The organism is Caballeronia sp. INML2 (assembly GCF_023631365.1).
Lineage (GTDB): Bacteria > Pseudomonadota > Gammaproteobacteria > Burkholderiales > Burkholderiaceae > Caballeronia > Caballeronia turbans.
On record NZ_JALQDH010000121.1, the window covers coordinates 1 to 12,251 of the forward strand.

Here is a 12,251-nt window from a genome sequence, read left to right on the forward strand (position 1 = left end):
CCGGTCTTGCCGACCGTGCACAGCGCGGTATTGCCCGCCGTCACGCCGGACAGCGCGACGGATTTCTTCGGCTTGAATGCGCCTGCGGATGCGGTGCTGTTGTCTGCTTCGCTCATTGATTTCGTCTCCTTCACAAGGGTTATTTCTTCGCAGCAAAAAGCTGATCGAGTTTCTCTTCGTAGGCGTGATAGCCGAGATACTTGTACAGATCGGCGCGCGTCTGCATCGTTTCGACGGCGGCCTTTTGCGTGCCGTCGCGCTTCACGGTCTCGTAGAAGTTGAGCGCGGCGGCGTTCATCGCGCGATACGCGCCGCAACAATACAACGCGATGTCGACGTTTGCATCCTTCAGTTCATCGACCGTGAAGAACGGCGTGGAGCCGAACTCGGTCAGGTTCGCGAGAATCGGCACGCGCACGGCGGCCTTGAAGCGGCGATAGTCGTCGAGCGTTTTCATCGCTTCGGGGAAGATCATGTCGGCGCCCGCCTCGACATAGGCGATGGCGCGCTCGATCGCCGCATCGATGCCTTCGGCGGCAGCCGCGTCGGTGCGCGCCATGATGACGAACGATTCGTCGGTGCGGGCATCGACGGCGGCCTTCACGCGATCGACCATTTCGCCGGTCGGCACGACTTCCTTGCCCGGGCGATGCCCGCAGCGCTTCTGCCCGACCTGATCCTCGATATGGACGGCAGCCACGCCCGCCTTGATGAACGAACGGATCGTGCGCGCGATGTTGAAGGCGCCGCCCCAACCCGTGTCGATGTCGACCATGAGCGGCAGCGAGGAGGCGTCGGTGATGCGGCGCGCGTCGATGAGCACGTCTTCCATCGTGCTGATGCCGAGATCGGGGATGCCGAGCGAATTGGCGGCCACGCCGCCGCCGGACAGATAGAGCGCCTTGAAACCGACGGCTTCGGCCATCTTCGCGGCGTAGGCGGTGATCGCACCCACGACCTGCAACGGCGATTCGTCTCTGACGGCCTGGCGGAACCGCGCGCCTGCGGTCTGTGCGGACTGGTTTTCGGAACTCACGTTTCGTCTCCTGATGAAGTCGGCCCTATAGAGCAAGTTGCTTGCCAGTTCGCGTCATCGGCGTAAGTCATTGATTTTACTGATCAAGAACATTCTGGCAAAACGTGGTTGTTTTCACGGCTGAAATTTCAGATTTCGAAGCTGAAATGCATGCTGCATACTGAACGCGCTCCACCGCGTCATTCAAGGCAGAAGACCATGCAAACGGACTCCGCGTCTCGCCCGCGCATCTGGGCGGTCGGTATCAGCCGGCTCAGAGCGTTATTCATCGATATCGCCGGCGCCTATGCCGACCGCGCCGAACTCGACGTCGTCCCGCTCGGCTACGAGGACGCCGCGCGAAGCATCGAAGGCGCGCGCGACGAGCGGCCGGATGTCGTCGTGGCCGGCGGCTCCAATGGCGCCTATCTCAAGGGCCGCGTGTCCGTGCCGGTCGTCGTGATCAGCCCGACCGGCTTCGACGTCATGCACGCGCTCACGAAGGCGCGGCGCGAGGGCGCGAGCGTCGCGCTCGTCACGCATGGCGATACGCCCGCGGAAATACGCCGGTTCCTCGCCGCATACGGCATCGACATGATCTGCGAATCGTATCGCTCGGCGCAGGACGCGGAGAGCCTCGTGCTGGACTTGCGCGATCGCGGCGTCGACGTCGTGGTCGGCCCGGGCCTCGTCGCGGACCTGGCCGCCGACGCGGGCATGAGCTCGGTGTTCCTCTACTCGCGTACATCCGTCGTCGCCGCGTTCGAGACCGCACTGGAAGTCGCCCAGGCGATGCGCCACGAAGTCGCACGGCGCAATCGCCTCGACAACCTTTTGCAGCATCTTCGCGATGGCGTCGTCGCGGTCGATGCGGGCGGCCGCATCGAAGCGATCAATCGCCGGCTCGCCGCCGCGCTCGGCATTGCCGATGCATCGCGCGCGGTCGGCCGGGCGCTGCTCGATGTCGCGCCCGAACTCGACGGCGTCTTGCCCGTCGCCGACGGCGATGTGTTCGGCGCCGTGCGCGGCGTGAGCTACGCGATCCATCGCGGACCGCTGGCGAGCGAGGGCGCATCGGGCGGCACGATCTTCACGTTTCAGGAATCGCGCGCAGTCGAGCGCCTCGACCGGACGCTGCGTTCACGGCAGGGCGCGCAGGAATTCGTCGCGCGGTACCGGCTGGAGGACGTCGTCGGTGAATCGGAGCCGATCGAGCGGGTAAGAGCGCTCGTGCGCCGCTACGCGAAATCCGATGCCACCGTGCTGATTCTCGGCGAAAGCGGCACAGGCAAGGAAATGGTCGCGCAAAGCATGCATCGCCTGAGCCGTCGCAAGGACTTTCCATTCGTCGCGATGAACTGCGGCGCATTCCCCGAAGCGCTGCTCGAAAGCGAGCTGTTCGGCTACGAGGAGGGCGCGTTCACGGGCGCGCGCAAGGGCGGCAAGGCCGGCCTGATCGAAGCAGCGCATCGCGGAACGTTGTTTCTCGACGAAATCGGCGAAATGCCGCCTTCGCTGCAAAGCCGCCTGTTGCGTGTGCTGCAGGAAAGAGAAGTCATCCGCCTCGGATCGACGGAACCGACGCGCGTCGATATCCGCGTCATTGCCGCGACGCATCGCACGCTCGCCGAGGGTGTCGCCGATGGCTCGTTTCGGGCCGACCTCTTCTATCGCATCAATATTCTGAGTGTCGCTGTGCCGCCGTTGCGCGCGCGATCCAGCGACATCCTGCCGTTGGCGACGGAGTTGCTGATGCAGGCCGCGAGGCGCGACAAGGCGCTCGCGCTCTGCGTGCCCGGCCGCGACGACGCGCAGCGCCTGCTCGCGCCGCTTGAGCAGGCGCTGCGCCTCTATCCGTGGCCCGGCAACGTCCGCGAGTTGCAGAACATCGTCGAGCGCATTGCCGTGGAGATCCCGGACATGGAGATCGAGAAGGATCGGCCCGTCGCGTTGTCGCTCGACGACTTGCAGGCGATCGCGCCCGAGCTGTTCGAAAACAAGACCGAAGCCAACGCGGATCTTTCGCTTCGCGACCTCGGCCGTTCGGTGGAAGCCGATCAGATCCGTGCGTCGATGGCCGCGTTCGGGGGCGATCGGGACGCCGTCTGCAAGGCGCTCGGCATCAGCAAGACGACCTTGTGGCGAAGGCTCAACGCGAAGCGTTGAAGTTCCTGAAGGCGGCAGCGGCCGGCTCGCCGAACTGCAGCGCGGCGAGCTGCGCATAGAGCGGCGAGCTTTGCAGCAACTCGGCGTGACGGCCTTGCGCGACGATGCGGCCGTGCTCCATGACGACGATCCGGTCGGCCTGCTGGACAGTAGCCAGTCGATGCGCGATGACGAGCGTGGTGCGATTCTGCGCGGCATTGTCCAGCGCCGTCTGCACGAGTCGTTCGCTCGCTGCGTCGAGCGCGCTGGTCGCTTCGTCGAGCAGCAGGATCGGCGGGTCACGCAGGATCGCGCGCGCGATCGCGATGCGCTGACGCTGGCCGCCCGACAGCCTCACGCCGCGCTCGCCGAGAAAGGTGTCGTAGCCCTGCGGAAGCTGCTCGATGAAACCGGCGGCCGCGGCCATGTCGGCGGCGCGTCGTACTTGCGTGAGCGTTGCGTCGGGCATGCCGTACCGGATGTTGTCGAAGACGCTTCCTGAAAAGATCACCGAGTCCTGCAACACGACGCCGAGCGCGCCGCGCAACGTGCCGAGCGACATGTGCCGGGTCGCGACACCGTTGATCGAAATGCTGCCGGATTGCGGGTCGTAGAACCGCAGCAGCAATTGAAACAGCGTGGTCTTGCCTGCTCCCGATGGCCCGACGAGCGCGACATGCTCGCCAGGGCGGACATGGAGCGAGAACCCGGATAGCGTCGCGATGCCTTCGCGGGAAGGATAGGAAAAGCTCACGTCGTCGAAGCGTATGCCTTCGCCCGCGGCTGGCATCGGCACCGTCGTTGCGGCCTGCGCCACGGGCGAGCGCGCGGCCAGGAGTTGCATGAGCCGTTCGGTTGCGCCGGCGGCGCGCTGCAGATCGCCCCACACCTCCGCGAGCGTGCCGACGGCACCCGCCGTGAACACCGCGTAGAGGATGAACTGCGACAACTGGCCCGCTGTCATCTGCCTTGCCAGCACGGCCTGCGCGCCGAGCCAGAGCACGAAGACGACGGCGGCGAACACGAACACGATGACCACGGCCGTCAACCCGGCGCGCGCGCGGATTCGCGTGAGCGCTGTCTCGAAGGCGGATTCCACCGCCGCGCCGAAGCGCCGCGCTTCGTAGGCTTCCTGCGTGTATGACTGGACCGTCGGCATGGCGTTGAGGATCTCGCCCGCCAGCGCGCTTGCGTTCGCGACCTTGTCCTGGCTGGCGCGCGAAAGCCGCCGGACGCGACGGCCGAAGAAGACGATAGGCGCGACGACCACGATCAGCACGGCGATGATGTAGCCGGACAGTACCGGGCTCGTCGTCACCAGCATCGCGATGCCTCCCACCGTCAGCAAGGCATTGCGCAATCCCAGCGACAGGCTGGTGCCCACCACCGTCTGGATCAAAGTGGTGTCGGTGGTGAGGCGCGAGAGGACTTCGCCCGTCTGCGTCGTTTCGAAGAACTGGGGGCTCATGCCCATGATGTGATCGTAGACCGCGCGCCGCATGTCGGCCGTCACGCGCTCGCCCAGCCACGATACCCAGTAGAAGCGCAGAGCCGTCGCGCCCGCGAGGACGAGGGAGACGATGAAAAGCGCGATGAAATAGCGATCGATATGCGTCCGGTCCCCGCTGGCGAACCCGCGATCGATCAGATATCTGAAGGCCATCGGCAGGGCCAGTGTCGCGCCCGCCGACGTCACCAGCGCGAGGAACGCGAGCGCCCAGCGACCGGCATACGGCCGCAGGTACGGAGCGAGAGAGAAGAGCAGGCCGACGCGCGGCAAAGGGGCTGCTGCAGATGACATGGAATCCTGGCGTGGTGGACAGAGCGGTCGATGGCATCGAGCGTCGAAGAGAACCGCTTGCGGGTTCTGACGTTCGTCCGTTGCCAAGCCAGATTATCTTCTTGCGGCGAGCGATACGCGTTCGGGCGCGCAAACGAAACGATACTTATCGGCGTTTCTCCAGCGAAGGCGATCGCGACTCCAAAGACGACGAGTCCTGCGGCGCCCGGTTCGTCCCCGCGAACTCCCTGCGATAAGCCGCCGGCGTGGTGTGCTTCAACGCGCGAAATTGCCGGTTGAAGTTGGCCACGTTCGGAAATCCCGATTGCGAAGCGATCACCGAAACCGCCCATGAAGTATCGGCGAGCATCCGGCATGCATGACCGATGCGAACGCGGTTCAGATATCTGCCGACGCTCTCGCCCAGATGCTGCGCGAAGTAGCGGTTCAACGTTCGCTCCGAGAGCGTCGCTGCGTCGGCAAGCTCGCGCAACGTCAGGCGCTCTGCGAAGCGGGCGTCGATCACGCCAAGGGCGCGATTGATACGCTCGGGTTCGTGACCGGAAGGCCGTCCCGGCTGCCCTTTATCGAACGCTCGGGGCGAGGCGAGCGGCGTGGCGTCCCGGTCCGCGAGCTCGCACAGGACGTCCAGCACGGCGCCCAGGCGTTCTCTGGGTGATCGGGACAACAACGGTGCGAGCCTTCGACTGACGATCTCGCCGGCCTCCTGCGCGAACGCGAGCCCGGATGCCCCGCGGCGCAGCAGTTTTCGCAGCGGTTCGTACTCGGGGCAGCAATCCGCGAGACGCCGCGCCCAATCGCCGCTGAACCAGATAACGATCGCCACTTGCGGCGCACCGGCGTCGATCGACTTGTTCGAGGCCCACGTATGCGGTAGATCCGGCGGCACCAGCACGAGGTCGTCGCCTTCGTAATCGACGATCGAATCGCCGATATAACGCTTTCCGCGACTGTTCATCGTGAGCGTGAGCTCGTACTCCGGATGGTGATGCCATTCGAACGGTATCCGGGGCAGCTTGCGATGAAAAACCCGTATCGAGCAGCCGGCTTCCATCGTGACGTGTTCGTAAGCGGGCTTCATGACCGGATATGCAAATAGATTGTCCCGATTGTATCGCAGCGAAAGCGCGCGCCCGTCTAAGCTGTAGGCACTCGAAAACATCTGGAGACCCGCTGTGGAATCCCTGAACATTCAAGATCTGCCCGCTGCCATCCGCGCGGTGAAAAAGCAGCTTCGCAACGAGCTGCCCCGCTACAAGGAAGTATTTCAGGAGGTCGAGGCCGAAATGAGGCGCAAGGTCGATGAGATCGCGGAACTTCGTCGACGCGGCGAACCGGTGATTCCGGAGATCCGGTATGCCGACATCGTCGCGGGACGCGTCGGGGACGATGCGATCGCCGCAATCAGGCATCGCGGCGCGTGCGTCGTGCGCGGCGTCTTCAGTGCGCAGCGCGCGGCGGGATGGGACGAGGCGATCGCGGACTATGTCGAGGCCAACCGTCTGGACGAGAAGCTCGCGCATCGGGCGGAGGACAAATATTTCGGCAATCTCGCATCGGGCAAGCCGCAGATTTACGGCATCTACTGGTCCGGCCCGCAGGTCGAGGCGCGCCAGTCACGGGAGCTCACGCAGACGCGCGTGTTTCTGAACCGGCTGTGGAAATGGGAGAGCGAAGGGCGCGTTCATTTCGATCCCGACCAGGTGCCCGTGTATGCGGATCGCCTGCGCCGGCGGCCGCCCGGCTCAGCGTCGCTCGGGCTTTCTCCTCATTGCGATGGCGGCTCTGTCGAACGATGGCTCGACGACAATTTCCGGCGTGTGTATCGACATGTGTTCAGCGGCGACTGGCGCCGTTACGACCCCTTCGACGCGGCGTATCGCCCCGAGGCGCGCGAGATTCCGTCTCCCGCAGTCTGTTCGATGTTCCGCACCTTCCAGGGCTGGACGGCGCTCACCCCGCAGGGGCCCGGCGACGGAACCTTGCAACTGGTGCCGATCGCAAATGCTTTGGTCTACGTGCTGCTGCGCGCGCTTCAGGACGATATCGCCGAGGACGACCTGTGCGGCGCGACGCCGGGCCGCGCGTTGTCGATCAGTTCGACATGGCACGCGCCCTTGCACGAAGCGCTCTCGTCGATTCCGCCGATGCAGGCTGGCGACACCGTCTTCTGGCACAGCGATGTGATTCACGCGGTGGAGGATGAACATCGCGGCAAGGGCTACAGCAACGTGATGTACATCGCGGCGGCGCCCGGCTGCGCGAAGAACGACGAGTACCTCAAACGGCAACTGCCGGCATTCGTCAAGGGCGAGAGCCCGCCCGACTTCCCGGCCGATAACTTCGAGACCGATTTCGTCGGCCGTTCCACCGAAGGCAGTCTGACTGCCCTCGGCAAGCAGCAACTTGGATTCGATCTCTGATCCGTGCGGTCAGTTCGAGAATGTTTCGCGCGGCGTCTACAGCAGGGATTGTCCCTGCGCGAGGATCTTGTCGCAAACCTGCTTCGTGACTTGTTCCTTCAGGCCGCCGCCGCTCAGATCGACCTGCTTGCCGTTGCCGCTATCGAGGATTCCCTTGGCGCCATCGAGGTATCCGCCGTTGCTCGACGCCGAGCCGCCGAGCTTGCTCATGAGCCCGTCCTTGACCGGCGATGCGCCGCCTCCGAGATAGTTGTTCTTGATGCAGTACTCCAGTACGCCGGCGACATTGCCGGTGCTGCCGGAGGATAGCGAGTCCAGCGACAGACCGTTGCCCATTCCGCCGAGATTGTCGAGGCCGCCGCCCGCCGCGGCGTTCTTGCCTTGATCGAGCAGGTTGCCGAGTTGGGCGTAGGTCATGGGGACGTAAAGCAAGGTCGCGGCCAGCATTCCACCGACCCAGAGGTGACGTTTGCTCGAGATCATGCTGCCTCCTTTTTGGGGAGCTTTAACTATAGTGCTTCTGAAGGCTCGTGCAGGCCGCAGGCGATCAGCCTGCGCATTTCGCGTAACAGGACCGAAAGAAACGGCAGGATTGATGCGCACGACGGTTGCCGCGAAGATCACGAACTCGCCGCGCTTCGCGCGCGGTGCTGCCCGTCACGGCGCGTCGATCACCTGCGCGCCCGCTGCCGCCCGCCGCTCGCCTTGGCGACGCACGGCGTCCGGGCCGACCGTCGACATGATCAACGGTGACGCCGCACGACGCCTGCGCGTCACGACGCGAGCTTGCGTGCCAGCCGGCGCATGCCGTCGAAGATCGAATCGGCGACGTCCATCGGGAATTCGCGTGGCAGCAGCGCGGCCACTTCGTCGATGACAACTGGCGTGCGCGTACCGAGTTCATCGATCATCGTCTCGACTTCGGCAGCGGCGAGCCCGACGCGCCGTCCCTGCGCGACCCAGTGCCGGCGCTGGATTTCGCCGATCAGATAGTGGACGTTCTTGCCGCGCACGGCCATCGCGAGCCGCACGCGCCGCGCGGCGAACTTGTCGTGCCCTCGTCCGATGACCGGATGCGCCGAAAGCACGTCATAGAGCGGTGTCGATTCGTACTGGTTGCCGGGCAGATGCGCGATGCTGAAGTTCTTCGCGTGGCCATCGGTGGCGGCGAGCAGCCAGAAGATCATCTGCGTCAGAAAGAAGTGACGGCGATCACGCGCGGCGTGCGTCGATCCGGAGAGCACGTCCATGATCCGTTCTATGCCCGGGCCGCCGTCCGATTCGTACTTGTGCAGCGCGGGCGTACCGGTGGCCTGACACATGTCTTCCTGCGGCAGGCGCAGAATCCACGACTTGTCGCTCGACAGGCGGCGATCGAAGCGTTCGACGACCAGCACCTTCTGATCCGCGAACCGGTCCATCTCGCAGCGCGCGATGGGCAGGCCATAGGCGGCAACGATCTTCGAGCAAAGCCATTCGTTCTCGACCGACGTGCGCATGTCGGCGCGCATGTTTCCGACGAGGCCAAGCGGCAGCTTGAAGATATGCGTGGTCGGGGTGCTGCCTTCGGGCAGAAGCCAGCGCCTGCCGTGACGCAGAAGCGCGGTCTTTTCCTGCGCGCCGGCGATGGAAAGGCGCAGGTCGTCGACCGGCTCGTGCTGTCCGAGCTGTGGCGCGGATGTCGTCTCGCGCAAGAGACGCGCGATCTGCGATTCGGTGAGCGCGCGGCCCTTGATGCTTTCGAGATCGACGGGCGCTTCGCCGGGCGGTAGCATCTGAAGCGCGCCGACGCAATCGCGGCCCAACTGGGCGAGCAACTGGAACGGCGTCGTGCCGCCGGTGCGGAATCGCGTGGCGATGCGGCGGCGGATCGGCTCGCTGTCGGGCAAGAGGTTGTCGAAGAAATCCGTGACGAGCTGCCCGCGCCACGGCTGATTGCCTGGCGTAAAGGGCAGCGACAGCGATAGCGGACGGCCCTGCGTATCGGCGATCCAGTCATCGCGATAGACGAGGCGTTCGCCGGCGGGACCGTTCTCCCAGTATCCGACGGGCAGGCCGTTCATCCACAGGTCGAGCCGTCCCGTTTGCGTGCGGCGCGCCATGATTACCAGTGCTCCCGTTTCTTCGTGGCGGCGGTCGTGGCGCTTTTACGCGCGGGCGTGACCTCGGTCTGTCGCGATGCGCGGCGGGACCGCGCCGTTGTGGCTTTCGCGGCGGCGGGGGGCGGGTCGGTCAGCGCGGCTTCGTTTGCCTGGGCAGAACGGGCGGTTGCGGCTCGGGTTAGCGCAAGTTCCACGTCTAGCGCGCGCAAAACCTTGAATAAGCGCTCGACGCTCACAGCCGCGGGATTGGCTTCGAGTTGCGCGTAAGTCTGCTGGGTGACGCCGAGACGCGCGGCGACCATTGCTTGCGTGAGGCCCGCGGCCTTGCGGAAGCCGAGCAGGATAGGCCTGAGCTGGCTCAGTGTTTTCAGGGAATAGTTCACCACGCGCTCCTACAGGCTTTGGACTGTAATGCGATCTTACAGCCTATTGGCTGTTTCAGGAAAAAACAGTCTATCGTCTGTAAATCGGGTGTGGCCGGTATCCGCACCGCTACAATCCAGTTTCTCAAGGATAAGCGAGGTGTCTATGGAATTGATGCTCGAGCGGCTTTCGGAGTCGGTGGCTTCAGCGGAAAGTCTGGAGCAGCTCACGAGACCGTTGCTTGAAATGCTTGAAATCGTCACGGGGCTGGAGTCGGTCTATCTGACTTCCATCGATGAAGCCGCCGGGATTCAGTTCGTCGATTTCGCGCGGAACTCGGGCGAGCTTCGCATCGATGAAGGACTGGAGGTGCCCTGGGCCGATACGCTTTGCAAGCGATGCATCGACGAAGGACGCCGCTTCACGTCCAATGTCAGCGAAGTATGGGGCGACTCTCAGGCTGCCAGAGCGCTCGGCATCGAAACCTATGCGAGCGCACCGATATGCGCGAGCAACGGCCTGATCATCGGCACGCTCTGCGGCGCGAGCAGGAAGAGTCAGGCTATCGGGCCGCGCGCCCGCAGTGCGCTCAACGTGTTCTCGAAGATCATCGCTCAGCATATCGAGCGGGAACGCTTGCTGGAGGAAGTGCGCCGCTCCAACGAATATCTGACGAAGTTCGCCCTGACCGATACGCTGACCGGGCTGCCGAATCGGCGCGCATTACAGGACGAACTGGGCCGGCTGCTGGCAAGGGCCGCAAGAGATGGGTCGTATGTGATCGTCGGCATGATCGATCTCGACGATTTCAAGAAGATCAACGACGAGTTCGGTCATGCGGCCGGCGACAGTCATTTGCGCGACTGCGCCGAACGCATTGCGAAAGTCACGCGGGACACGGATATGCTCGCGCGCATCGGCGGCGATGAATTTGCGTTCGTGGGTCCGGGTCCTTCCGATCTCGACGAGGCGAACCGGATTGCAGCCGAGATTCAGGCGCGCTTTGCGCGGGCCGGAAGTGGAACGAGCTTGCCCGGACGTCATCAGGCGGGCGCTTTCGGCGTGAGCATCGGTGCCGTTGCGGTACGGTTCGTGAGCGCCGATCAGGCGATCGCCCTTGCCGATACAGCTATGTACGAGAACAAGCGCGAGCGGAAGCGGGGGCGAAATGAGGCTGCATCGGCGAAAGAATGATTCGCCGATGCGGGCGTTGACGATCACCTATTGACGACAACGCCATCACGCCGTGGGGCGATAGCGTGCATCAGTGAAACCGGATCGGCCATCGCGTGAGGGCAACGTATCGGATGAGTCCGGCGCGCCGCGCTCCGCTTCGCTCATTTTTTCGATCCTGGTGAGCAGGTCGGCTACCGTCGAGAACTGGTGGTGAAGAAGGTGACGGCTTTGCAACAGGCGCTCGAGCCGGCGACGCCAATACATCAGCGGAAGCGCCGGATTCGACGCGTAGAGAACCGCTTCGATCGCGATTCGAATGTGGGCAATGTCGGCGTCGATCATCCGAAGCTCGAATGCGCTGACAATGTTGCTATCACAGGTGTCCATGGCTTGTTATCGGCATGGACCTTTCGATTCTGAAGCGCTCATGGCGCGACCGATTGTATGGTGCGGTTAAGGACCCGGCACGCTGATTGCGGGCCTTCTGCTCAAGCAGGCGACCCTCGTCTGCCTCCATACTTCAGCCCGACTAAGGAGGGACGGAACATGAACAAGGCAATCAGCACACTGATCGCGGCGGCAGCCGCACTCACCCTGTCAGCGGGCGCTTATGCGCAGACGGCGGGGGGTTCGAGCGGCGCGGGTTCGGCAGGCAGCACGGCTAGCCCGGCAAACCAGGTGAACGGCGCAACGGGCGGCTACGGCACGTCGGGCATGACGAATTCGGAAAGCGGCATGTCCGCCAAGCCCAACTCGGGCCTGCCGAGCAGCACGAACAGCTCGGCAACGTCAGGTACCACTGCGCCGACTACCAGCAACAACACCCTGGCGACGCCGAGCGTGAAGTCGCCTGCTGCTGGCCAATAACGACTGTGTAGAAATGACAATGGGCCGCGAATCGGCGCGAGCCTGCAGCTAGCAATCTTCGGGTTCGCGTCGAGGCGGTTATAGGCTCTCATGCTGCGGAGTCGTCACGCGGCTGGGACGGAAGAGTGCGTCTGGCACATTTCGATCGTGCACGGCGCGAAGCGGCGCGACTTCGTTCGGTATTAGCGACGCCATGCGCAGATCCATTGCATGACTGCAACGCTGCGACTCCTCGCTCGCCGCGCTCTGTCGCAGCAAAGAGACGAACCCGCCACGAGCGACCAATTTTGATGTTCTCCGGTCTTGATGCTCGGTAGAATCGCGGCGAGCTAAAAAAGACCGAACGGGCGTCCCGGCGA

11 protein-coding genes and 1 pseudogene are annotated in these 12,251 nt (G+C 64.1%); 4 read left to right on the forward strand and 8 right to left on the reverse strand.

Annotated elements, in window-relative coordinates; translation table 11 throughout:
* A pseudogene (locus NCT32_RS34465) lies at positions 1-116 on the reverse strand (2-methylcitrate synthase); the annotation flags it as partial.
* A gap of 23 nt (positions 117-139) precedes the next feature.
* Complete coding sequence (gene prpB, locus NCT32_RS34470) at positions 140-1,036, reverse strand: methylisocitrate lyase (RefSeq protein ID WP_061118732.1); 897 nt, start codon at positions 1,034-1,036, stop codon at positions 140-142.
* A gap of 198 nt (positions 1,037-1,234) precedes the next feature.
* Between prpB and prpR the strand changes: the two genes are divergently transcribed.
* Positions 1,235-3,181 (forward strand): propionate catabolism operon regulatory protein PrpR, encoded by a 1,947-nt coding sequence (gene prpR / locus NCT32_RS34475; RefSeq protein WP_061118731.1) that lies wholly within the window; start codon positions 1,235-1,237, stop codon positions 3,179-3,181.
* Here the strand turns inward: prpR and NCT32_RS34480 are convergent.
* Both NCT32_RS34480 and NCT32_RS34485 read right to left on the reverse strand, forming a co-directional pair.
* Positions 3,165-4,961: an ABC transporter transmembrane domain-containing protein gene (locus NCT32_RS34480; protein ID WP_061118730.1), complete on the reverse strand. Its 1,797-nt coding sequence runs from the start codon at positions 4,959-4,961 to the stop codon at positions 3,165-3,167. The two genes, prpR and NCT32_RS34480, sit on opposite strands and share 17 nt — an antisense overlap.
* Positions 4,962-5,106: 145 nt before the next feature.
* Positions 5,107-6,042, reverse strand: coding sequence for an AraC family transcriptional regulator (locus NCT32_RS34485; RefSeq protein ID WP_061118751.1), 936 nt, complete (start codon positions 6,040-6,042; stop codon positions 5,107-5,109).
* Between the two features lie 94 nt (positions 6,043-6,136).
* Here NCT32_RS34485 and NCT32_RS34490 point away from each other — a divergent pair, with 94 nt between their 5' ends.
* Positions 6,137-7,384: a DUF1479 domain-containing protein gene (locus tag NCT32_RS34490; RefSeq protein WP_250491351.1), complete on the forward strand. Its 1,248-nt coding sequence runs from the start codon at positions 6,137-6,139 to the stop codon at positions 7,382-7,384.
* A 36-nt stretch (positions 7,385-7,420) separates the two neighbouring features.
* Here NCT32_RS34490 and NCT32_RS34495 read toward each other — a convergent pair whose 3' ends face one another.
* The 3 genes from NCT32_RS34495 to NCT32_RS34505 form a co-directional block, all read right to left on the reverse strand.
* Positions 7,421-7,867, reverse strand: coding sequence for a DUF2501 domain-containing protein (locus NCT32_RS34495; protein ID WP_250491352.1), 447 nt, complete (start codon positions 7,865-7,867; stop codon positions 7,421-7,423).
* Between the two features lie 290 nt (positions 7,868-8,157).
* Positions 8,158-9,489, reverse strand: coding sequence for a type II toxin-antitoxin system HipA family toxin (locus NCT32_RS34500; RefSeq protein ID WP_061118727.1), 1,332 nt, complete (start codon positions 9,487-9,489; stop codon positions 8,158-8,160).
* Complete coding sequence (locus tag NCT32_RS34505) at positions 9,489-9,869, reverse strand: helix-turn-helix domain-containing protein (protein WP_409219320.1); 381 nt, start codon at positions 9,867-9,869, stop codon at positions 9,489-9,491. Before NCT32_RS34505 ends, NCT32_RS34500 begins: the two co-directional genes overlap by 1 nt.
* A 145-nt stretch (positions 9,870-10,014) precedes the next feature.
* Between NCT32_RS34505 and NCT32_RS34510 the strand changes: the two genes are divergently transcribed.
* Complete coding sequence (locus NCT32_RS34510; protein ID WP_061118725.1) at positions 10,015-11,043, forward strand: sensor domain-containing diguanylate cyclase; 1,029 nt, start codon at positions 10,015-10,017, stop codon at positions 11,041-11,043.
* Positions 11,044-11,088: 45 nt separating this feature from the next.
* Here the strand turns inward: NCT32_RS34510 and NCT32_RS34515 are convergent, their stop codons facing one another.
* On the reverse strand, positions 11,089-11,367 hold the full coding sequence (locus NCT32_RS34515) for a hypothetical protein (RefSeq protein WP_143756351.1): 279 nt from the start codon (positions 11,365-11,367) through the stop codon (positions 11,089-11,091).
* A gap of 204 nt (positions 11,368-11,571) precedes the next feature.
* Here NCT32_RS34515 and NCT32_RS34520 point away from each other — a divergent pair, with 204 nt between their 5' ends.
* Positions 11,572-11,892, forward strand: coding sequence for a hypothetical protein (locus NCT32_RS34520; protein WP_061118723.1), 321 nt, complete (start codon positions 11,572-11,574; stop codon positions 11,890-11,892).
* Positions 11,893-12,251 lie beyond the last annotated feature (359 nt).